The sequence below is a fragment of the Gaiella sp. genome, from assembly GCF_035710885.1.
In the GTDB taxonomy this organism is placed as follows: domain Bacteria; phylum Actinomycetota; class Thermoleophilia; order Gaiellales; family Gaiellaceae; genus Gaiella.
The window spans coordinates 1-20,753 of sequence record NZ_DASTCS010000029.1; the positions used below are offsets into that span (position 1 = coordinate 1).

The window sequence follows — 20,753 nt, forward strand, 5'->3', positions numbered from 1 at the left end:
GGCGGCGACCACGACGGGCAGGCGCGGACCGGCGGCCTCGCCCACCCGGCTCACGATGCGCGCGCTCGAAGGAGCGCTTGCTCGTGCGACACCGGGGACGAGAGCCGCCGTCTCGTCGACGCCGACAGGCGTCTGCGGGGCGATGGCGCCGACCTCGACCTCGTGTCGGAAGTCGACGCCGCGCGGTGCCGTTTTCCGGGCGTGGGCGGCGCGCGCCCGCCGATCGTCGCGGCCCGCCCCGGCGCCGGGCCGGGACGCCGCGGCGACGGCGGTCGCTCTCGCGGCGGACGGCGCCTCTTCTCCGCGGGTTCGGGGCGCGGCGACCGCCCGTGATCCGACCGTGTCGGCCACCGCCGCTCGCCTCGGCTGCGGCCGGGGCGCCGCTTCCATCGCGACTCCCGTCCGGGATTCCGCGCCTTCGGACGTCTCCACCGAGCCGGGGCGAGCCTGCTTGGCATCCGGGCCCGAGACGACCGTTGGCACCGCTCCGACCGGCTCCGGTGCAAGGACGGCGTGGCGCTCGTCCGCCGTAGGGCTCCCCCCGCCGGCCATGGCAGCGGGCGTGGGTGATGCGGGGAGAGGCGGGGTCGACCGCACGGGCCAGGCCCCGGGCGCCGGGGTCGGCGCGGCCGGGGCGGGAGACGCCACGTGTGGTGGCGTGCCGACCGGCGCCGCCGCCGCCGGGGGTGAGGGCGCCGACGCCGGAGGCGCCGGCTGAGAGGCGGCCACAGGCGTCGGGCCGGGCGCCGGAGTCGATGGCGTTGCGGGTGCAGGGACCGGCACCGCGACAGGCGCAGACACCGGCGCAGGCGGCGGCGAGGAGACGGGCGCCGGCCGCGACGGGAGCAGGCCGAGCGGGTCGACGTAGCCCTCCGACTCCGACGCGATCCGGATGCCGAGGTGCACGCTCGGCGCTGGATGCTCGGGCTCCCCGCTCGAGCCCATGGTCCCGACGCCTGATCCCTCGGTGACGGCGTCGCCCTTGGCGACGTCGATCGAGCCGAGATGTACGAGCGTGACGGCATAGCCGTCGTCCGTCAGGATGGTGACGCCGCGGCCGTACGTGGGCAGCGAGCCCGCGAAGCTCACCGTGCCGGACGCCGGCGCGCGGACGGGGGATCCGTCCGGCCCTGCGACGTCGATCCCGCGATGCTGACCGGCCGCGTAGGCGTCTCCGCCCAGCGTGTACGGGCGGAGCACGTCGCCGTCCGCGGGCCACGACCAGGCCTGTGCGGCTCCGCTCAGGGCGAGCGCCACCAGGCTCGTCGCGCCGATCACGAAAAGACGATGCACGAGGCACCTCCTCCGTTCTCTGCGCGGGCAACGCGGGAGACGTAGGGTAGCGCGGCCTCCGGACGGCGTCAATCGGGCGGCGCGAGAGAGGCGCGATACAGGTCGTTCCGCGACGCTCCGACGAGGCGGGCGACGACGTCCGCCGACGCCCGCCGTGCCGCACCTGCGGCGACGAGCTCGCGGACGGCCACGACCGCGTCGTCGAGCGTGACAGCCCGATCGGCGGGCCGGCCGATCACGATCGTCACCTCGCCCTTGACCGTCTCCGGGAAGCGCGCGGCAAGCTCCGCCGCGGTGCCCCGGGTCACTTCCTCGTAGCGCTTGGTCAGCTCGCGGCAGACCGCCACCTGCCGGTCGGGATCGGCCCGTGCGAGCGCCGTCAGCGAGGCCGACAGGCGGCGCGGCGACTCGAAGCCGACGGCGGCGTAGGGCCAAGTCTGCGCCTCCTCCCAGAGCGCCTGCAGCTCTGCGGCGCGTCGGGGCAGGTAGCCGAGGAACCGATACTGCGCCGAGGACAGGCCGCTCGCGACGAGGGCGGTCTCGACGGCGCTCGCCCCCGGCAGCACCGTCACCTCGACTCCCGCCGCGATCGCAGCCTCCACGAGCCGGCTCCCCGGGTCGTTGACTCCCGGCAGGCCGGCATCGGAGACGAGCGCCTGGGTTTCCCCGGCCGCGAGCCGCGGCATGAGCTCCCGCACTCGCCGCGCCTCGTTGTGCCGGTGCACGCTGACGAGCGCCCGCGCACGGATCTCATACCGGTCGAGAAGCACCTGCGTACGGCGTGTGTCCTCGCACAGCACCGCGTCCGCCTCACGCAGAGCTGCGAGCACGCGGAGCGTCACGTCCCCGAGGTTCCCGATCGGCGTCGCGCAGACCAGGAGCGGCAAGCTCAACGCTCCCCGTCGAGCGCCTCGAAGCCGACCAGCCCGGCGCCGACGAGCCCTGCGTCGTCGCCGAGCTCGGCCTGGACGACCCGGAGCTCATGATCGGCGGGCGTCAGTGCCTCGCGCCGCGCCCCGGCGAGCGCCGGCTCGCGCAGGAGCTCCCAGGCGGCGATCCCGAAGCCTCCCCCGACGACGACGACCTCGGGTGCGAGGATGTTCACGAACGAGCCGATCGCGAGCCCCAGGTAGTGCCCGATGCGCTCCAGCGCGGCGGCAGCCGCCGCATGGCCCGCGAGTGCCTCCTCCACGAGCCTGGGAGCGTCCGCGCCCTCGCCCCAGAGCTCGATCGCCGCCCGCTCGGCCGCCTCCCCCGAGGCGACGGCCTCCAGGTGACCACGTCCGTGGCAGTGCCCCTGGCACGGCCGGCCGTCGGCGTCCACGACGACGTGCCCCAGCTCGGCCCACCCGCGATACAGGCGCCCGTCGAGCACGATCCCGCCACCGACCCCGGTGCCGAGCGCGAGGGCGACTACGTCGCTGGCCCCTCGGCCTGCGCCCACGCGCCATTCCGCCAGCGCGATGGCGTTGCCGTCGTTCTCGACGCCGACCGGCACGCCGAACCGGTCGCGGAGGTGACCCGCGAGGTCGAGGTTCGTGAGCGGGAGATTGACGGCGCCGAGCGCGATCCCGGTCCTGCGATCGATGTTCATCGGCACGCCGACGCCGATCGCTCGCCCACCCTCCACGAACAGCTGGGCAACGAGGCTCTCGAGCTCGGCGAGGAACTGCGCCTCGCCGCTCGCCGGCGTGGGAACCTCGATCGTGCGGCCGATCCGGCCGTCTCGTGCGACCGCTCCCGCAAGGATCTTCGTCCCGCCGACGTCCACCCCGATGACCAGGTCTGGCGGCACGACGCGGCTACCATACCCGGCCTCATGCCCGCTCAGGACAAGCCGTACCGGCTGTATCGGGGCGGCAGGGTCAAGGGGCGGGTCCCGCTCGCGCGGCACACTTCACCGGCACCGACCACGCCTGCCGGACCGGGGTCGACCCCGACGCCCGCGAGGAAGCGCCGACGGCCCGGACGCTGGATCGCGCTCGGCCTCGTGCTCCTCCTCGCGCTTGTCGTCGCGTGGGCGGTGGCGAGCTATCTCTCGGTCTCGAACGGCGTGTCGGCGGCGAACGAGCGTGTCCCGGCCGGTGTCGGTCGCCTGCTCACGGAACGGGACGGGCTCCTCGTCTCGACGCCCACCACGATCCTCGTTCTCGGCACCGACGGCGGGAACCGGGCCGGCCGAGAGGGGGCCAACCGGTCGGACTCGATCATGCTGCTGCGCACGGATCCCGGGAAGCGCCGGCTCGCGTACCTCTCGATCCCTCGCGACCTTCAGGTCGAGATCCCCGAGGTCGGCCTCGCCAAGATCAACGCCGCCAGCCAGCTCGGCGGGCCCGCCCTTGCCCTCCGGGCGGTCAAGGACCTCACCGGGCTGGACGTCAACCACGTCGTGTTCGTGGACTTCGACCGCTTCGAGGAGGTGATCGACGCGGTCGGAGGGATCGAGGTCGACGTCCCGCGCAGGATCCTGTCCAACAAGTTCGACTGCCCGTACAAGACGGCGGAGCGCTGCGCAACGTGGGACGGGTGGCGCTTTGCGCGCGGCAAGCAGCACATGGACGGCCGGAGAGCGCTCGTCTACTCGCGCATCCGGCGGAACCTCTTGAACCCGGGCGAGACGGACTTCGACCGCACGCGGCGCCAGCAGCAGGTGGTCGCCGCCACCCTCGACAAGGTCACGAGTGCGGGGACGGCGCTCAAGCTGCCGTTCGTGGGCGGCGACCTCGTCGAGCCGCTCGCCACGGACCTCGGAGCCTGGGAGCTGATGCAGCTCGGCTGGGTCTACTTCCGTGCGGACACGGGGAGGGCGCTGCACTGCAGGCTCGGAGGTGACCCCGCGACCGTGGGCGGCGAATCCGTCATCCTCGGCACCGAGGACAACGTCTCGACCGTCGCCATGTTCACCGGCCGCTCCGCCCCGCTCCCGCCGCCCCGCGGGCTGCCGTACGCACCGGGATGCCTCATCGGCGAGCGCCGTGCCTGACGCGGCTAGTCGGGCTTCTTCGCGTCCGGCTTCTTCGCGTCGGAGGTCGTGGCGGCCTTGTCGGCCTTCCCGGAGCCGTCGGAGGTCTGGCCCCCCTCGCCCTCCTTCGACGTCGACTTGCGCGACCCGCGCCCGTAGTCCGTTGCGTAGAAACCGGATCCCTTGAAGTGCACCGCTACCGGGAACAAGAGCTTCTCGACCGGGCTGGCGCCGCAGACCTCGCAGACGCTCGAAGGTGGGTCGCTCATTCGCTGGAAAACTTCGAACGTGTGCCCGTTCGGGCAACGATACTCGTAGATCGGCATCGGGCGGCCAATCTACCAGCGAGGATTCCGGAAACCCGATGACACAAGGGATCGAGGCGAGGGTAGAGACTGCACCGGTCGGCGCGGCGCGCACGTCGGTGCGCGCGCGCCTGGAGGCGCACGGACTGTGGCTGGCGGTGGCCGGGGTGACGGTCGCGGCCGCAGCCTTCCTCCTCCATCAGCTGATGGCCTGGCCACCGCACGAGGACGAGACTCTCGCCCTGTTCGTGGGCCGCGACTCGCTTCCCGGGGTGATCGAGCACGTGACCCGGGATCGAGGCGGAGCGCCTCTGCACTTCCTGCTCGCGTGGGCCGTCGCGCACCTCGGCTTCGGGCTCGGTGCGCTGCGGTTGCTGTCGGCGTTCTTCGCCATCGCAAGCCTCCCGCTCGTCGCCGCGCTCGGGGTACGCCTCGCGGGCGCGAGGGTCGCGCTCGTCGCGACCGTGCTCGTCGCGTCGAGCTGGCTCCTGCTCTTCCACGGCGTCTACGGGCGGATGTACAGCCTCTTCCTCTTCGGCTCGCTCGCGTGCACTCTTGCCCTGCTCGAGGCGTTGCAGCACGGTGGCCGCGGGCGCTGGGCTCTCTGGGTCGCCGCGGCGCTGCTCGTGGTCGCCACCCACCCGTACGGCGTGCTGCTGCTCGGAGGCCAGGCCGTCTACGTGCTCCTCGAGGCACGCGACCGGCTGCGCGAGGCGATCATCGCGGGCGCGGCCGTCCTCGTCTGCGGCATCCCGTTCTGGCTCACCGACCTCGTCCTCGCCGACCGGTTCGACGTCGGGGTGGGCGGCGGCGGCGAGAAGCTCGGTGGCCCTTGGGCCGTTGCGCGCTACCTCTGGCGCTCGGCAGGGGATGCGACGGCCGGCTGGTGGCCGGTCACGGTCGCCGTCCTCGTCGCTGCCGCCGCCGGTGTCGTCCTCCTACGGCGGGAGGCACGCACGCTCGTCCTCGCGCTCCTCGGCGTCACCGTCGTGGCGTTCGTCGTCGCCAAGCTCGGGGGATCGGCGGCGCCCGAGTCGCGGCACCTGATCTTCCTCGCCCCGCTGCTCGCGATCGCCGTCGGCGCGACGCTGGTCCGAGCGGGCCGTCGTGTCCCCGCGGTCACGGTTACGTTGACGGCCGTCCTCGTCGTCTTCGAGCTCGCGTGGGCCTGGCACCGGACACCCCCGCTCTTCGAGTGGGAGCCGGACGCCCGACAGGCCGCCCGGGCGGACGCCGAGGCCTGGCTCGCCCTGACGAGCCGCCCCGACGACGTCCTGTTCGGCTACGAGCCGCTCTACCTCGGGGCCTGGGAGCGAAACCGCTCGTTCCCGACGACCGTCGTGCCTCGCGCAGACGCACGTCTCGCCTTGCGGACGATCGAGCGCGGCGGGCAACTCGGGCGCGGCGTCTGGGTCCTCGATGCGAGCGAGCGGAACAACATCCGGCCGCGACTCGAGATCGAGTACCGCATCCCCGAGCCGGGGTCGGCGTTCCGATCTCGGATGTTCGGCCCGTTCCTCGTCGTGCGGACCGTCGAGCCCGTGGTCACGCCGGAGACGTTCCTCTACTACTCGCAGCGCGCGCTGCTCGTGGGGCAGCAACTCGGGATCGGCGACGCAGACATCAACCTCCGCACCGCGGTGCTCGCCGCGCGCGAGCTGCGGGGCTACGGGCCGTCGCTTCGCTCGCGCTCGAGCAACTCGCGGTAGCAGGGCGCGCTCTCGAACGCGGCGAGCCCCGCCTGCACCGGCCGGCCGCGACGTCGCCGGGCTCGCCGGATCCCGGCGGCTACCGCCGACGCCCCGACGACGCCTCCGAGCAGGAACGACCGCAGCCGACTGCGGCGCCCGCTCGCCTCGCGCGGCTGTTCCGACCCTGCCATGAGACGATCGTAGGGGATGGTGGTCGTGTCGCTCGGGGATCTCGTACTGGACGTCGTCGTGCGGATCGACTCGGAGATCGCCCGCGGCGCCGACACGCCCGCGCGCACGTCGCTCTCGGCCGGCGGCCAGGCCGCGAACGTGGCCGCGTGGGCCTCCGCGCTCGGTGCCTCGGCCCGGTGGCTGGGCAAGCGGGCGGCCGATGCCCCGGGCCTGCTCGCGGCGGAGGAGCTGGAACGACGGGGCGTGGAGCTCGCCGGACCGGTAGAGCGGGCCGGGAACGGCGTGATCGTCTCGCTGGTCGAGCGTGGCGGCGAGCGCTCGATGTTCCCGGACCGTGGCGTTGCCACGCGGCTCGAGCCGGCCGAGCTGCGGGCCGAGTGGCTCGCGTGCGACCACCTGCACGTCTCGGGGTACGCGCTCCTCGCGGAGCCGGTGCGACGGGCCGCTGCCCGGGCCGTCGAGCTGGCCCGGGAGGCGGGTGCGACCGTCAGCGTGGATCTCTCCTCGTGGAGCACCATCCGTGATGCGGGCGCTGCCCGGTTTCGGTCGCAGGTCGAGGCGCTCGGCCCGGACGTCGTATTCGCGAACGAGGACGAGCAGGACGTGTTCGGCGACCCGCTGCCCGGTGTCGCGTGGATCCTCAAGCGCGGTTCGCGCGGGTGCTCCTTCGACGGGGACGAGCGCGCCGCGATCGACGTGCCCGACGTCGTCGACACCACCGGGGCCGGCGACGCGCTCGCTGCGGGCTGGATTCTCGGCGGCCCCGATCTCGCGCTCGAGACTGCGGCGCGGTGCGTTCAGCGCGCGGGCTCGATGCCCTGACTATCGACTGCCGGGTTCGTCGGCGACCCTCCACGCCGCCGGCCCGTCCCCCGCCCTCAGGCGTCGCCGGCTCCGTCGGCACAGTGCCCGTTTGGTGTGCCGACACGGCTGCCTCCTCCGCGGAGTCCGCCGTTCGATCCGCCGCAAGACGCGTCACAGAATCGGCACGAACACGGCACACCCGCGTCACGGTTCGTCAGATAGCGTGACTTCAGGGACACCGAGGTGCCCCTGGGGGAGGTTGGGGCACTGGAGCCCGCAGGCTCTCAGCCGGAAGGAGGACGTGGATGACCACGCTCGCAGGCTCGTCGATCGGCCAGGTTCACGTCTCGGTGACGGACATCGATCGCTCGGTCGCCTTCTACCGCGACACGCTCGGCCTCACGTTCCTGTTCCAGGTGCCCGGGCAGCCGATGGCGTTCTTCGACTGCGGTGGGACTCGTCTCTACCTCGCCGTGCCCGAGCCCGGGTTCCACTCACAGCCGCTCCTCTACTTCAGGGTCGACTCGATCGCCGTCGCACACGAGGCGCTCACCGCGAACGGCGTCTCGTTCCGCGACACCCCTCACGTCGTCCACCGCGACGACGCGCACGAGCTCTGGCTCGCGTTCTTCTTGGATCCGGACGGGTGCCTCCTGGCTCTGATGGAGGAGCGCCCGATCTAGAGGCGTGCGTTGGTCTTGGGCACGCGCGGCTGGGGGCCTGCGCGGCGCATCGCGGCCGTCTCGGATACGACACGCCGCTTGGCGCATGCCCTCCCCGCCATGCACCCCTCACCCGGATCAAGCCTCTAGTCTCCCCGCGTGGAGCACCTGATCCGGGTCGCCGACGACGTCCAGGCCGCGCTCCAGGAGCAGCGCGCGGTCGTCGCGTTGGAGACGACGCTCGTCGCCCACGGCTTTCCTGCCCCCTCGGGGATCGAGGTGGGGCTCGCGAGCGAGGCGGCGGTGCGTGCCGCCGGGGCGGTCCCGGCGACGATCGGCGTCCTCGACGGGCGCATCGTGATCGGCCTCGGCGGCGATGAGCTGGAGCGATTCACCCCCGACTCCCGTAAGCTCGGCCCCCGCGACGTCGCCGTCTGCGCCGTCCAGCGGGCAGTCGGGGCGACCACCGTCGGCGGCACCATGGCGGCTGCCGCGGCCGTCGGGATCCGCTTCATGGGTACCGGAGGGCTGGGCGGCGTCCACCGCGGCTTTCCGACGCCTCCGGACGTCTCCGCCGACCTCGGCGCCTGCGCCCGCATCCCGGCGGTGATCGCTTCGTCCGGCGTCAAGTCGCTGCTCGACGTCCCGGCGACGATGGAGCTCCTCGAGACGCTGGGGATCCCGGTTCTCGGGTATCGGGTGGACACGCTCCCGCTCTTCTACGCCGCGGAGGGCGGGCCACCCGTCTCGGCCCGTGTCGAGGACGCGGCCGAGGTGGCCCGGATCGCCGACGCCCACTGGCGGCTCGGCGGGAACGCGATCCTCGTCGGCCGGCCGCCCGACGAGAGCCTCGACGTGACCGCGCTGATCGAGGAGATCGTCGCGGAGGCCCACGAGCGGGATATCGTCGGCCAGGCCGTGACCCCGTTCGTCCTCTCAGCACTCCACGAGCGCTCCGGCGGGGAGACCCGCCGGGTGAACGCCGACCTGATCGTCGCGAACGCCCGGCTCGCAGGCGAGATCGCGGTTGCCTTCTCGAGGCTGTGACCTGCACCCGAACACCAACCTGCTGTGACACGCCGCTCCCGGACGAGGGGCGTCGGTGAGCCTCTACGACGCGGTCCGTGACCTGGAGCTCGAGATCGAGGGCTACGAGCTCGAGGGGCACGAGTACGTCATCAGCCCCGAGTTCACGCGCAAGACCACGGTCGTCCGGCTTCAGGGAGCCGGCGAGGAAGGGCTCGGCGAGGATGTCACCTACGACCCCTCCGAGCACGACACGCTGCAGTCGCGCGGCCCCGTGCACCCGCTCACGGGAGAATGGACGCTCGATGCGCTCTCTCGGCGGCTGAGCGCGCTCTCGCTGTTCGAGCGAGAGCCCGAGCACGACGCGTACCTCGACTACCGGCGCTGGGCGTTCGAGAGCGCCGCTCTCGACCTCGCCCTGCGCCAGGCTGGGATCTCGCTGGGCGATGCGGTCGACCGCACGCTTCGGCCCGTGACGTTCGTCGCCTCCGGCGGGCTGGGGGACCCGCCCTCGACCGCGCGGCTTCGGGCGTTCCTCGCCCTCTACCCCGACCTGCGGTTCAAGCTCGACGCGAGGCCCGACTGGACCGACGAGATCCTCGCCGAGCTCCGGGAGCTCGGGTGCGTCGACTCCATCGATCTGAAGGGGCAGTACAGCGGGACCGTCGTGGACAACCCGCCGGACCCCGAGCTGTACCGGCGCGCCCTCGAGGCGTTCCCGGACGCGTGGATAGAAGACCCGGCGCTCACGGCCGAGACGATCCCCCTGCTCGAGCCGCACGCCGAGCGGGTCACCTGGGACGCGGTCGTCCACTCGGTGGCCGACATCGAGGCACTGCGCTGGCCGCCTCGCACGGTCAACGTCAAGCCCTCCCGTTTCGGGACGATCGAGCGGCTGTTCGCGGCGTACGACTACTGCGAGGACCGTGGGATCGGCGCGTACGGCGGCGGCCAGTGGGAGCTCTCGATCGGACGCGGCCAGATCCAGCTGCTCGCGGCCCTCTTCCACCCCGACACGCCGAACGACGTCGCCCCGGGCGGCTACAACGCGTCCGAGCCTCCACCCGGGCTGCCGACGAGCCCGCTCACGGTCGCACCGCGGGCCACCGGGTTCCTCACCGAGTAGCGGGCCCGGTTTGCGTCGTCGGCGGCGATCGGTGATCGTGCCGGGGTCGTCGAAGTCGGGAGGCCCCATGCGCACGCCGCTCATGCAGCTTGTCGAGGGCGCGGTCACGCGGGCCGCGGCTGACGAACCACGTACGACCCGCCGGGAGCTCCTACACCGCGCCGGCGCCGGCGCTGTGGGCCTCACGGCCCTGGGCCGCCTCACACCTGTGGCGCGCGCCGCCGCTCGACGCATCGTCGTGGTCGGTGCCGGCCTCGCCGGGCTAACCTGCGCCTACCGCCTCAAGCAGGCGGGTTACGTCGCGCACGTCTTCGAGGCCGCCGACCGCGTGGGCGGACGCTGCTGGACGATCCGCGACACGTTCGCGGACGGGCAGATCGCTGAGCACGGCGGCGAGCTGATCGACCAGGGGCACAACCGGATCCGCAACCTGACGCAGGAGCTCGGCCTTGCGCTCGACAACCTTCTCCGCGCGGAGGCGAACGGGACGGAGCTGCTCGCGAGCTTCGACGGAAAGCCGTACACGTACGCGGAGATCACGGACGACATCAAGCAGGTGTGGCAGAAGGTCCACAAGGACGTGTCGGCGGCGAGCTACCCGACGCTGTTCGACTCGTCCACCCCGCGCGGTCGGGAGCTCGATCAGCTCTCCATCGTCGACTGGATCGAGGAATCGATCCCGGACGGGATGGATTCCCGCCTCGGCCGGCTGCTCGACATCGCCTACACCATCGAGTACGGCGCCGAATCGGCGGAGCAGAGCTCCTTGAACCTCCTCTATCTGCTCGGATACTCGGGGCAGGGGCAGTTCCGCGTCTTCGGCAAGTCGAACGAGAAGTACCACGTGAGGGGCGGGAACGACCAGATCCCAGAGCGGCTGGCCGCCACCCTCGCCGGTCAGATCACGACCGGTACGGAGCTCGTCGCGCTCCGGCGCACGTCGACCGGGGCGTTCGCCCTGACGTTCGGGCATGGCTCGGGCACGACGACCGTCACGGCCGAGAAGGTCGTGCTCGCGCTGCCGTTCTCGATCCTCCGCCGTTCGGTCGACCTGTCGAACGCCGGGTTTTCGGCGCGCAAGCTCCTCGCGATTCGCGAGCAGGGCATGGGCACGAACTCGAAGCTCAACGTCCAGTTCCGGAGACGACACTGGAGCGACCTCGGCTCGAACGGCGAGACGTATGGCGACGCGGGCTACCAGTGCACCTGGGATGTCACCCGCGCGCAGCCGGGCCGGTCGGGGATCCTCGTGGACTACACGGGCGGGATCGTCGGGGCGAGCTTCGGCTCCGGGACACCCCATCAGCGTGCGGAGCGGTTCCTCACCCAGTTGGAGCCCGTGCTACCCGGGATCTCGAGTCAGTGGAACGGCCTCGCGACTGTCGACTTCTGGCCGGGGTACGAGTGGACCCGCGGCTCGTACTCGTTCTGGAAGGTCGGGCAGTACACGCGCTTCGCCGGCATCGAGGGCAGGCGGGAGGGGAATGCGCATTTTTGCGGAGAGCACACCTCGGTCGACTTCCAGGGCTATCTCAACGGCGCTGTCGAGACAGGCGAGCGCGCCGCGGCGGAGGTGATCTCCGACCTCGGCTGAGTCCGAGACCTAGGGTCGGGCCGAAGGCGAGGCGCCGGCGCCCTCGATCTCGAGGTGCGGCAACCAGCCGAGCCAGCGCGGCAGGTACCAGGTCCGCTCGCCGAGGATGGCGAGCACGGCCGGGAGGAGGACGAGCCGCACCACGGTCGCGTCGATCAGGAGCGAGACGGCGATTCCGAACCCCATCTGCTGGAACTCGACCTGGTCGCCTGCGGCGAAGCCGATGAAGACCGCGATGATGATCAGCGCGGCGCCGGTGATGATGCGCGCGGTCGAGGCGACGCCGTAGGCGACGGCCTCCACCGTCGACTGGCCACCCGCGACGTGCTCCCGGATCCGGCTCAGGAGGAACACCGTGTAGTCCATCGAGAGGCCGAAGAGCACTGCGAACAGGAACAGCGGCAGCCAGGCGGCGATGACGTCCACCTCCGTGAAGCCGAGCAGGTCCCGTCCGACGCCCTCGAGGAAGACGAGCACGATCAGCCCGTACGCGGCGCCGACCGAGAGCAGGTTGAGGGCGATCGCGACCGCAGGCAGCACGACCGCACGGAACGCGATGGTGAGGAGCACGAAGCTGAGCGCCAGCACGAACGCGAAGACGATCGGCAGCCAGGTGTCCGTCAGCTCGCGGTAGTCGACCACCTCGGCGGTCTCCCCGCTGACGAGGACCTCGGCGTCCACCCCGGCAAAGACCTGCGGGACAACCTCCGAGCGCAGGCGCTGCACCGCCTCCAGCGCGCGCTCGTCGCGGCTGTCGCCGGCAACGAGGGCCTCGACGTTCGCAAGCCTCCCGTCCGGGCTTGTCGACACGTCGGCAGGCAGGAATGCGCCGTCCGCGCCGACGCGGCGCGCGAGCTCCGCGATCGCCTGCTCGACCCGGGCCGCCCCGATGTCGCCCTCGACGACGACCTGCACCGAGTCGGCGGTGCCGACCCCGAACTCCTCCTCGAGCAGCGTGAACCCCTGCTTCGCCGCGAACCGGTCGGGCAGCTCGCGGACGCCGGTCAGGCCCGTCTCCATCCGCAGCACCGGCAGGGCGGCGAGCACGAGCAGGCCGGCCGAGAGCACCGCCGCCAGGACCGGGGTGCGCGTGACGCTGCGGACGATGCGCGACCAGACCCGCCCCTCGACGCCCGCGCTCTGCTCGACCCTCCGTCCGAGCCAGGGCACCCGGAGGGCGTTGACGCGGTCGCCGATCAGGGCGAGCACGGCGGGCAGCAGCGTGAGCGCCGCGAGCACCGTGACGATCCCGACCAGGATCGCTCCGGCGGCGAGGCTGCGGAGGATCGTGTCCGGGACGAGCACCATCCCGACCATCGCGAGGACGAACGCCGAGCCGCTGAACAGCACGGCGCGACTGGTCGTCGAGCCCACCCTGGCGATCGCGAGCAGCTTCTCGTTTCCGAGGCGCCGTTCCTCGCGATAGCGGGAGACGACGAACAGCGAGTAGTCGATCCCGAGCGCGAGGCCCATCCCCGAGATCATGTTGACCACGAAGACCGAGAGATCGAAAGCCTGTCCGAGCAGGGCCGTGAGCCCGAGCGAGACGATGATCGCGACCAGCGCGACGAGCACCGGGACGAGTCCGGCGACGACCGCGCCGAACACGAGCAGCAGCACGATCAGCGCCGCCGGCAGGCCGAACTGGAGCTCGCCCTTCTGGAGGTCCTCCTCCGAGAGCGTCGTGAAGTCGCGGTCGGCGGTGAACTCGCCCGTGACGGCCGTCTCGAACCCGTCCGTCTCGGCCGCGTCGACAACGTCGATCACCTCGTCGATGCCCTCTTCCCCGTCGCCCCGGAGGCCGACCGGGACGACGAGGGCGCGTCGGCTGGGCGCCACGAGCAGCCGCTCCCCGGTCGAGTAGTAGGTCCGCACCGGCTGGACGACCCCGGTCGCCTCGAGGTTCGCGGCGAGCCGCTCGACCCTTGCCCGGAACGCCGGGCTGTCGAAGTCGACCGTCTTCGACCGGATCACGACGAGCTCGTTGACGTAGTCGTCCGTCGGAGGGAAGTGCTCGCGGAGCAGGTCGTACGCGCGGTACGACTCCGGGTCGTTCGTCATCTCGGCGTCGGTCGTCAGCGCCGATCCGAGGAGGCCGCCGATCGCGGCGACCGACAGGACGAGCACGCCGCCCCAGAGGGCGAGCGTCCGCCACGGATGCAGGCTCGAGGCTCGAGCCAGCCGACCGGTGACGTCCTTCACTGGTCTCCGCCCCGCCCGAGCAAGCGCGACCCGGCCCTACCCCTCCAGGGCCGTGAGGAACTCGTCGATCGGGAGGAGCGTCAGCGTCTCGAACTTCACGCTGCCGCGGGCGCCGAGCTTCACCGAGAGGTTCGCCATCGTCAGGTCGTCGGGCGCCTCGACGACGTTGACGAAGTCGTACACGCCGAGGGCGGCCCATTGGTGGAGCACCTTGGCGCCGAGCTCCTCGACGTCACGGTTCACCTCTCGCAGCCGGGACGGGTTGGAGTTGAGGGTCTGCGTTCCCTTCTCGGTCAGCGTCGTGAGCATCAGGTACGTCGGCACGCCGTCGCCTCCTCTCGGGTCGGGCCCCAGAGCCTACTCGGGGCGACTCAGCGCGGCCCGCCGTAGCCTGCGGCGGTCGTCCCGGCTCAACCCGACGCGGGCCACCAGGTCGACGTACACGATCGCCGCGCCGAGGTAGAGGAGCGGGGAGATCACGACGTCTGCGAGGAAGACCGACACGCGCACCGTCGCGTCCGCCTGGCTCGAGAGCAGGAGCCCCATCGCGAGCCTCGTCAGCCCGAAGAGGAGCGCGAGCGTCGCGAACGAGCCCGCGGCGTGGATGTAGTCGGCGCGACCGAGCTGCACCGTCCGCCGGAGCGCGGCGAGCGGCCCGAGCCGCTCGGCCATGACCGCCGGGACGGCATGCCCGGCGAGGCCGAGCCAGAGGATCGCCGCGATCGCGAACCACCCGAACAGGAAGGCCGCCGGGAGGAACGTGATCGTGCCGACCCCGACCGCGACCAGCCAGGTCGCGAGCGGCGGCCTGCTTCCCTGGCGGATCGCCGAGGCGGCTGCGTAGGCGAGGCTGAAGGCGGGCGAGGCCGCGACCAGCACGGCGATCCGGGCGCCCAGCGAGCGATCGACGATCAGCTGGTCGGCGATCGCGACGGGAAGCCCGAGCGCGAGCGCAGCGGCGAGGTTGTCCTGGTAGAGCTTGATCGCCTCCGCGACGACCTGCCCCACCGTGCGCGACTCGGGAGGCAGGGGCGGCGGGGTCGGCTCACGCTTCGACGGGTTGCGCGGTCGTGCCACGCGCGAACCGTAGACGGCCGCGGAGGAGCCCGACCACTACCCAGCGACCCGAAGGTCACACTGCGACTCGCCCGAGAGCGGCGAGCACAGCCGGTATCGCACCCTCGAGCACCGTCAGCGCCTCCGCGATGCCCCAGCGCGCTCGGTCGTGCTCGCCGAGCGCATTCGAGATCGCCCTCACCTCGACCGCCGGAACGGCTGCGAGCGCGGCCGCGCGCAGCACGCCGAAGCCCTCCATTGCCTCGACCAGCGGCCCTTCCGACACGGCGTCGCGTGCGCCACCGACCGCGGCAGAGGTGTGGATCGGGATTGCGATCGACCCCGGGAGTGCCTCCCGGGCGGTACTGACGAGATGGTCGTCCCCCGCGGCGCGCGCGATCACCGGCCACTCGGCGGCCAGGTCGCAGTAGACGGCCTCGGTGCCGACGACGAGGGTGCCCGTTGCGATGCCGCGACCCCCCGCGAGCCCCACATGGAGCACGGCGGCGAACGGCCGGAGCGCCAGCGCCCGCGCGGTCGACGCCGCGGCCTCGACGGGCCCCACGCCGCAGACGAGCCCGTCGTGCCCGCAGAGCTCGCGATCGGTCGCAGCGACGATGAGGATTGGAGGCACGGGTCGGGAGGAGTCGGGGCCGCGTGGATCCTACGCCGCCCGCGACCCCCCACCCGAGCTCCAGCCCGATCGCCGACCCGGCCGCTGCGTGACCGACTCCGCTTCCGACTCCGTGCGGCGGCTACCGGCTGGACGCACCTCGAGCCGTCGACGCGACCTCGGCCATCCGCCGCTGTGCCGCCCGCTCGAAGGCGTCGAGCACGGTCACAGCGGCTCGAGGCGCCTGTACGCGGCGCTGCACAGCACGCTCGAAAACGTCCGGGATGGCAGCGGCTGCTTCGTAGGCCGGCGCCGACTCGCCCCAGTCCGCCTCCGGGATACGAGCCCCTCCCGTCGGCACGACCGACGCGCCGATCGCGACCGAGACCGCCAGTGATGCGGCGATGCGCGTGCTCCTGATTGCCATGACCCATCTCGCTTCCCTGGTGACCGCCCCGTCTGGCTCCCCCGACGCTACGAGGAGCGGATCCGCGCGTCGCTCGCACATGCGACGCAGGCTGTGTCGCGTCTGAGGCAGACGGCGGGCTGCTCGTTCTCGTTACCGTGTCGGCATGAGCCGCCGCGCGGTCGTCGCCGTTCTCGCGGGCCTGGCGCTCGTCGGCGCCGCAGGCTGCGGTGGGGACGACGACCTCTCCGAGGCGGTCGAGTCCGCCCGTACGGAAGCCGAGGCGCGCCTCGACGAGGCGCGTGCAGACCTCGAGAGCAAGGTCGACGAGATCCGGGACGAGGTGTCAGCCGACGTCGAGGAGTCGCTCGAGGACGTGCGCCGTGCGATCGACGACGTCGAGGACTCGACCCGGGAGGAGCTCGAAGAGGCTCGCGACGAGCTCGAGCAGGCACGGGACGAGCTCGAGCCGAAGGTCGACGAGGCGCTCGGCGACGCCCGGGAGGGGCTCGCCGACGCGCTCGACGCGATCGAGCGCATGCTCGAGCGGATCGAGGACGAGCTCCGCGACGTCGGCTGAACATGAGGGTGATCCGAACGCGTGCGGCCGGCGGACGCCGACGCGATGCGTGACCGCGCTTCGGCTTCGTGCGGGAACGGGACGCTGCGCGGCGGTTCCGCTTCACCCCGGCCTTCGACCGGCTCTGAAGCGCGCGGGGGTCAACGGCCGGTCGCGGAGAGAGGGCCGGCGCCGAGCGCGTAGTCGACCGCCTCGGCGAGAACCATCACTGCCCCTCGTTCGCGTGCGGCGGTGTGCTCCACAGGCCCGCACAACGTCTCCGCCTGCCTCTGCGTCGTCTCGTGCAGCTGGCGCTCGAACGGCTTGAAGTCGGCGCCCATCTGGGCCAGCAGACCTGCGGCGGCGCCCAGCAGGACCGACGCCCTCTCTCCGTCTCGGTCGCGCACAGCCACGGCGGCGAGGCCCTCGAGGCACCACGCGAGATCCTCCTTGTCGTCCGTGTCGTTCGCGAGCGCGAGGCCCTCGCGGAATCGCGCGGCCGCCACGGCGTGGTCGCCCAGCATGAGATCGACGGCGCCGCGATTGAAGAGCGACCGGGCGATGTTCGCCGTGTCGCCGCGTGCGCGCAGGAGGCGCAGGCTCTCCTCGAAGAGTGGCCGCGCGCGAGCGTAGTCCCCCGTGGCCAGCGCCAGATCGCCGAGATTGTTGAGCGCGAGCGCCGTGATCCGCTCGTCCCCGACCTCGCGCGCGAGCGTCACCGCTTCCTCGAGCACGACCGCGGCCCGCGTCTCGTCTCCCGCGGCGAGCACGATGGCCCCCAGGTTGCTGAGCGCGTTGGCGACGAACCGCGGCTCGCCCGCACGGCGTGCGGATACGAGCGCGCCCTCGGCAAACGCCGTGGACGCCTCGTAGTCCCCCTGGAGCAGCGCGATCGACGCGCCGGCCGTCTGCGCCCTCCGCAGGAGCAGGGGATCCTGGTCGGTCGCCGAGGGGAGCACGACCTCGAGATGGCGCCTCGCCTCGCCCAGATGCCCGCGGACGTACCAGAACCGGCTCAACGCGACCGTCAGCCTCAGCGCGCTCTCACCTTCACTTGCCTGCAGGAAGAACGTGAGCGCCGCCCGCGCGTTGTCGTGCTCCAGCTCGAGGAGCGCGAACCACTGCGTCTGGCTCTCGCCGCTCAGCTCTGGCTCGGCGCGTTCCGCAAGCGCGAGGAACCATTCGGCGTGCCGCCGCCTCGGCGCGTCGGCGCCGAGCTCCTCCAGACGTTCGGCGGCGTACTGGCGAACCGTCTCGAGCAGGCTGTACCGCGCCTCGCCCTCCGGTCGCCGCACGAGGAGGAGGGAGGCATCGGCGAGGCTCTCCACGAGGTCCAGGGCCCGGTCCTCGTCGCCGTCGAAGCAGACCGTCGCGACGGCCTCGAGCGTCGCTCCGCCACGGAAGACGGAGAGCCGTGCGAGCAGCTCGCGCTCCTCGTCCGACAGCAGGCCGTAGCTCCAGTCGAGCGTCTCCCGCAGCGTCTGCTGGCGGGCGGGAACGTCGCGGGGGCCGCCCGTCAGGAAGCTGAGACGCTCGGTCAGTCGTTGGAGCACCGTCTCCGGAGTGAGCACGCGCATGCGCGCAGCGGCGAGCTCGACCGCAAGCGGAAGGCAGTCGACCTTCAGGCAGATCTCGCGAATCTCCGACTGGTTCGCGTGCGTCGGCTCGAAGTCCGGCTGCCGTGCCCTGGCCCGCTGGTCGAAGAGCTCGACGGCGGCAGCCGTGTCCAGCGGCGCGACGGGAAAGACGTGCTCGCCCGTGACGTGGAGGACTGCGCGGCTCGTCACGAGCAGCGTGAGGCGGGGCGCCCGCGCGACGAGCTCCGCATACCGCGGGGCGGCCTGCCGCACGTGCTCGGCGTTGTCGAGCACGAGGAGCAGCTCCCGACCGCGGAGCGCGTCCGCGAGGGTGTCGATCGCCGCTTCCCCGGCGACCTCCGCGAGGCCTAGTGCCTGCGCGATCGTCGGGGCGACGAGCTCGGGGTCCCGTAGCGGTGCGAGCTCGACGAGCGCGGCCCCGTTCGCGTAGGAGGGCGCTGCCCGGCGGGCCGCCTCGAGCGCGAGGCGCGTCTTGCCGCTGCCTCCGGCGCCGGTGAGCACGAGCAGCCGCGCCTCGCGACGCGTGAGGAGACGGTCGAGCAGCTCGAGCTCGCGCACGCGGCCGACGAGCGGGTTCGGAGCGACCGGGAGCGAGCCGACGCGCGTCTCCCGCGCGGAGTCGAGCTCCAGCCCCGCATCCTGTCGGAGGATCGCCCGTTGCAGCTTGCGCAGCCGCGGGCCGGGCTCCAGCCCGAGCTCTTCGTCGAGATGGCGCCTGAGGGCTGCGTAGCGCTCGAGCGCATTCACCTGACGGCCCGACCGATAGAGCGCGAGCATCGCGAGCCCCTGCATCCGCTCACGGAGCGGATGCTCGTCGGCCAGCGCGACGATCTCCCCCAGGGCCTCGGCGTGCTCCCCCAGCCGGAGCCTCGCCTCGAGACGCGTCTCGCAGGCGACGAGCCGAAGCTCCTCGAGCCGCTCGGCCTCGCCGCGCGCGAAGTCCTCGTACGCCACCTCCGCGAAGGCAGGTCCGCGCCACAGGCCGAGCGCCTGCTCGGCGAGCGAGGCGGCGAGCGCCGGGTTGCCGCTCTCGAGCGCATCGCCCGCCTCGTCGAGGAGCCGCTCGAAGCGCTCGGAGTCGAGCGACGCCGCGACGCGGTCGAGGGCATACCCCGCGGACAGCGTGACGACCGCCAGGCCCTCCGGGAGGGCCTTGCGCAGCTGGGAGACGTAGACCTGGAGCAGCTTCGCCGCGGACGGGGGCGGCGTCTGACCCCACAGGGCGTCGACCAGCGCATCGGCCGAGCAGGCGCGCCCCCCGGCCAGGGCGAGCGCGGCCAGGAGGGACCGGTGCTTCTGCCCGGACAGGGCCACGACTCCGTCATCGCCGACGAGCTCCACCGGCCCGAGCACCCGCAGCTCCGTTCGCACCGGCGCATTCTCGCCGTGCCGACACCGCCTATACCAGCCCTATACCGGCCTCCCGCACTCTCACGTGCGTCATGACGTACGCGGTCGTCCACGATGTTCCCGCGAGCTGGGAGCACTACGAGCCGCTCGGGGCGGCGCTCGCGAACCCCGTGCCGGGCGGTCTGCTGCTCCACGTCGCCGGGCCGACCGACGAAGGCTTCCGGGTCATCGACATCTGGGCCTCGCGCGAGGACTGGGAACGGTTTCGCGCCCGTCGTCACGACGACGTCGCAGCGCTGGCGCCGACCATGTGCCGCGAGCTGAACGTCATCGCGACGATCCGCGGGGATCGGGCATGACGGCCCTATACCGGCGCTATACCGACCTCCCCCACGATCCCGGGATGCCGTGGAAAGGCGATGCGACCACGAGGAGGACGCGAATGGAACGGAAGACGCGAACCCAGGCATGGACGATCTGCGCCGCGCTGGTGCTGGCCGCCGCGGTGCTCGCGACGGCTGCCTCGGCGACGCCGGGCGCGGCGTGCGGATTCTGTGGCAAGAACCTGATCAAGAACCCCGGGGCCGAGGCCGGCGCCGGGATCACCGCCGTCGGCGCGTACGGCGCGGTTCCGGGCTGGACGAACGAGGCGGGCCAGTTCAGCGCCGCGTCCTACACGTTCCCCAACGGCTGGTTCTCCAAGCGGTCGAAGGGCTCGCAGGCGCGGGGCAAGAACTACTTCTTCGGCGGCACGACCACCGACGCCGTCTCGGCGAAGGCGACGATCGGCAAGCAGACGATCAAGCTGCCTGCGGCCGCGGCGGGTCGCAAGGTGACGCTCGGCGGCTGGCTCGGCAACTACGGAACCGGGCCGACTGCGAACATGACCCAGGTGCGGGCGGAGTTCGCCGACCCGGGCGGCACCGTCCTGGCACGGCTCCGGATCGGGAACGACACGACGATCTCCGGCACGGACATGGCGTTCCGCAGCCGGAAGGGCACCGTTCCGCGAGGCGCCACCCAGGTCACGATCGTGGTGACCTTCGCGAGCGGGAACAACTACAAGCTGGCCGGGGCGGACGACCTCTCGCTCGTCCTCGCCTGAGGGAGCGCCGGGGGGAGCGCCGGGGGGAGCCGCGACGCCGGGTCGGCCCGGCGTCGCGGCCTGGCGCGCCTCGCACGTTCAGTCGTGTCAGCTCGACCTAGCGCTCGACCCCGACCGGCTCGACCGGTGCCGTCGACTCGCCGGCGTCGTCCGCGCCCTCGCCGCGCCCGGCAAAGCGGATCTTGCCCAACTCGGCGTACGCGCGGATC

At 72.4% G+C, this 20,753-nt stretch carries 21 protein-coding genes; 10 read left to right on the forward strand and 11 right to left on the reverse strand.

Annotation, left to right across the window (positions count from 1 at the left end; all coding sequences use genetic code 11):
* From VFO26_RS05995 to VFO26_RS06005, 3 genes are all read right to left on the reverse strand, one after another.
* The coding region (locus VFO26_RS05995) for a peptidoglycan DD-metalloendopeptidase family protein (RefSeq protein ID WP_325114001.1) at nucleotides 1-1,293 on the reverse strand (1,293 nt) is incomplete at its 3' end.
* A gap of 68 nt (nucleotides 1,294-1,361) precedes the next feature.
* On the reverse strand, nucleotides 1,362-2,186 hold the full coding sequence (gene rsmI / locus VFO26_RS06000) for a 16S rRNA (cytidine(1402)-2'-O)-methyltransferase (protein ID WP_325114002.1): 825 nt from the start codon (nucleotides 2,184-2,186) through the stop codon (nucleotides 1,362-1,364).
* Entirely contained in the window at nucleotides 2,183-3,088 is a 906-nt protein-coding gene (locus tag VFO26_RS06005; RefSeq protein ID WP_325114003.1) for an ROK family protein, read from the reverse strand. The genes rsmI and VFO26_RS06005 overlap by 4 nt, the downstream gene beginning before the upstream one ends.
* Before the next feature lie 24 nt (nucleotides 3,089-3,112).
* On the opposite strand from VFO26_RS06005, the gene VFO26_RS06010 reads away from it, so the two are divergent.
* On the forward strand, nucleotides 3,113-4,276 hold the full coding sequence (locus tag VFO26_RS06010; protein ID WP_325114004.1) for an LCP family protein: 1,164 nt from the start codon (nucleotides 3,113-3,115) through the stop codon (nucleotides 4,274-4,276).
* A gap of 5 nt (nucleotides 4,277-4,281) precedes the next feature.
* Here the strand turns inward: VFO26_RS06010 and VFO26_RS06015 are convergent, their stop codons facing one another.
* Nucleotides 4,282-4,581: a zinc ribbon domain-containing protein gene (locus VFO26_RS06015; RefSeq protein ID WP_325114006.1), complete on the reverse strand. Its 300-nt coding sequence runs from the start codon at nucleotides 4,579-4,581 to the stop codon at nucleotides 4,282-4,284.
* A 38-nt stretch (nucleotides 4,582-4,619) separates the two neighbouring features.
* Here VFO26_RS06015 and VFO26_RS06020 point away from each other — a divergent pair, with 38 nt between their 5' ends.
* Nucleotides 4,620-6,269: a glycosyltransferase family 39 protein gene (locus VFO26_RS06020; RefSeq protein WP_325114007.1), complete on the forward strand. Its 1,650-nt coding sequence runs from the start codon at nucleotides 4,620-4,622 to the stop codon at nucleotides 6,267-6,269.
* Here the strand turns inward: VFO26_RS06020 and VFO26_RS06025 are convergent.
* A complete protein-coding gene (locus VFO26_RS06025) occupies nucleotides 6,227-6,442 on the reverse strand; it encodes a hypothetical protein (protein ID WP_325114008.1) in 216 nt (71 codons plus the stop codon). The genes VFO26_RS06020 and VFO26_RS06025 overlap by 43 nt on opposite strands.
* 16 nt (nucleotides 6,443-6,458) lie before the next feature.
* Here VFO26_RS06025 and VFO26_RS06030 point away from each other — a divergent pair, with 16 nt between their 5' ends.
* The 5 genes from VFO26_RS06030 (at nucleotide 6,459) to VFO26_RS06050 (ending at nucleotide 11,655) form a co-directional block, all read left to right on the forward strand.
* On the forward strand, nucleotides 6,459-7,265 hold the full coding sequence (locus VFO26_RS06030; protein WP_325114009.1) for a carbohydrate kinase family protein: 807 nt from the start codon (nucleotides 6,459-6,461) through the stop codon (nucleotides 7,263-7,265).
* Nucleotides 7,266-7,552: 287 nt separating this feature from the next.
* Nucleotides 7,553-7,930 (forward strand): VOC family protein, encoded by a 378-nt coding sequence (locus VFO26_RS06035; RefSeq protein WP_325114010.1) that lies wholly within the window; start codon nucleotides 7,553-7,555, stop codon nucleotides 7,928-7,930.
* A 138-nt stretch (nucleotides 7,931-8,068) separates the two neighbouring features.
* Entirely contained in the window at nucleotides 8,069-8,956 is an 888-nt protein-coding gene (locus VFO26_RS06040) for a pseudouridine-5'-phosphate glycosidase (RefSeq protein WP_325114011.1), read from the forward strand.
* 55 nt (nucleotides 8,957-9,011) lie between these two features.
* Nucleotides 9,012-10,061 carry a hypothetical protein gene (locus VFO26_RS06045; protein ID WP_325114012.1) on the forward strand — a complete coding sequence of 350 codons (1,050 nt, stop codon included), beginning with the start codon at nucleotides 9,012-9,014 and terminating at the stop codon, nucleotides 10,059-10,061.
* Between the two features lie 67 nt (nucleotides 10,062-10,128).
* Nucleotides 10,129-11,655, forward strand: coding sequence for a flavin monoamine oxidase family protein (locus VFO26_RS06050; protein ID WP_325114013.1), 1,527 nt, complete (start codon nucleotides 10,129-10,131; stop codon nucleotides 11,653-11,655).
* Between the two features lie 9 nt (nucleotides 11,656-11,664).
* On the opposite strand, the gene VFO26_RS06055 is transcribed toward VFO26_RS06050, so the two are convergent.
* The 5 genes from VFO26_RS06055 to VFO26_RS06075 form a co-directional block, all read right to left on the reverse strand.
* Nucleotides 11,665-13,857, reverse strand: coding sequence for an MMPL family transporter (locus VFO26_RS06055; RefSeq protein ID WP_325114014.1), 2,193 nt, complete (start codon nucleotides 13,855-13,857; stop codon nucleotides 11,665-11,667).
* A gap of 36 nt (nucleotides 13,858-13,893) precedes the next feature.
* A complete protein-coding gene (locus VFO26_RS06060) occupies nucleotides 13,894-14,181 on the reverse strand; it encodes a GYD domain-containing protein (protein ID WP_325114016.1) in 288 nt (95 codons plus the stop codon).
* A 33-nt stretch (nucleotides 14,182-14,214) separates the two neighbouring features.
* Nucleotides 14,215-14,934, reverse strand: a complete 720-nt coding sequence (locus VFO26_RS06065) for a hypothetical protein (RefSeq protein WP_325114017.1) — start codon at nucleotides 14,932-14,934, stop codon at nucleotides 14,215-14,217.
* A gap of 55 nt (nucleotides 14,935-14,989) precedes the next feature.
* Nucleotides 14,990-15,547: a hypothetical protein gene (locus VFO26_RS06070; RefSeq protein WP_325114018.1), complete on the reverse strand. Its 558-nt coding sequence runs from the start codon at nucleotides 15,545-15,547 to the stop codon at nucleotides 14,990-14,992.
* Nucleotides 15,548-15,668: 121 nt separating this feature from the next.
* Nucleotides 15,669-15,953, reverse strand: coding sequence for a hypothetical protein (locus tag VFO26_RS06075; RefSeq protein WP_325114019.1), 285 nt, complete (start codon nucleotides 15,951-15,953; stop codon nucleotides 15,669-15,671).
* Between the two features lie 145 nt (nucleotides 15,954-16,098).
* On the opposite strand from VFO26_RS06075, the gene VFO26_RS06080 reads away from it, so the two are divergent.
* Nucleotides 16,099-16,512 (forward strand): hypothetical protein, encoded by a 414-nt coding sequence (locus tag VFO26_RS06080; protein WP_325114020.1) that lies wholly within the window; start codon nucleotides 16,099-16,101, stop codon nucleotides 16,510-16,512.
* Nucleotides 16,513-16,652: 140 nt separating this feature from the next.
* Here the strand turns inward: VFO26_RS06080 and VFO26_RS06085 are convergent, their stop codons facing one another.
* Nucleotides 16,653-19,460: an ATP-binding protein gene (locus VFO26_RS06085; protein WP_325114021.1), complete on the reverse strand. Its 2,808-nt coding sequence runs from the start codon at nucleotides 19,458-19,460 to the stop codon at nucleotides 16,653-16,655.
* A 71-nt stretch (nucleotides 19,461-19,531) separates the two neighbouring features.
* On the opposite strand from VFO26_RS06085, the gene VFO26_RS06090 reads away from it, so the two are divergent.
* Together VFO26_RS06090 and VFO26_RS06095 are read left to right on the forward strand one after the other, a co-directional pair.
* The gene (locus VFO26_RS06090) at nucleotides 19,532-19,798 is read left to right on the forward strand and encodes a hypothetical protein (RefSeq protein WP_325114022.1); all 267 of its coding nucleotides are present in this window, start codon (nucleotides 19,532-19,534) and stop codon (nucleotides 19,796-19,798) included.
* 83 nt (nucleotides 19,799-19,881) lie between these two features.
* On the forward strand, nucleotides 19,882-20,544 hold the full coding sequence (locus tag VFO26_RS06095) for a hypothetical protein (RefSeq protein WP_325114023.1): 663 nt from the start codon (nucleotides 19,882-19,884) through the stop codon (nucleotides 20,542-20,544).
* The last annotated feature ends 209 nt before the right edge of the window (nucleotides 20,545-20,753 follow it).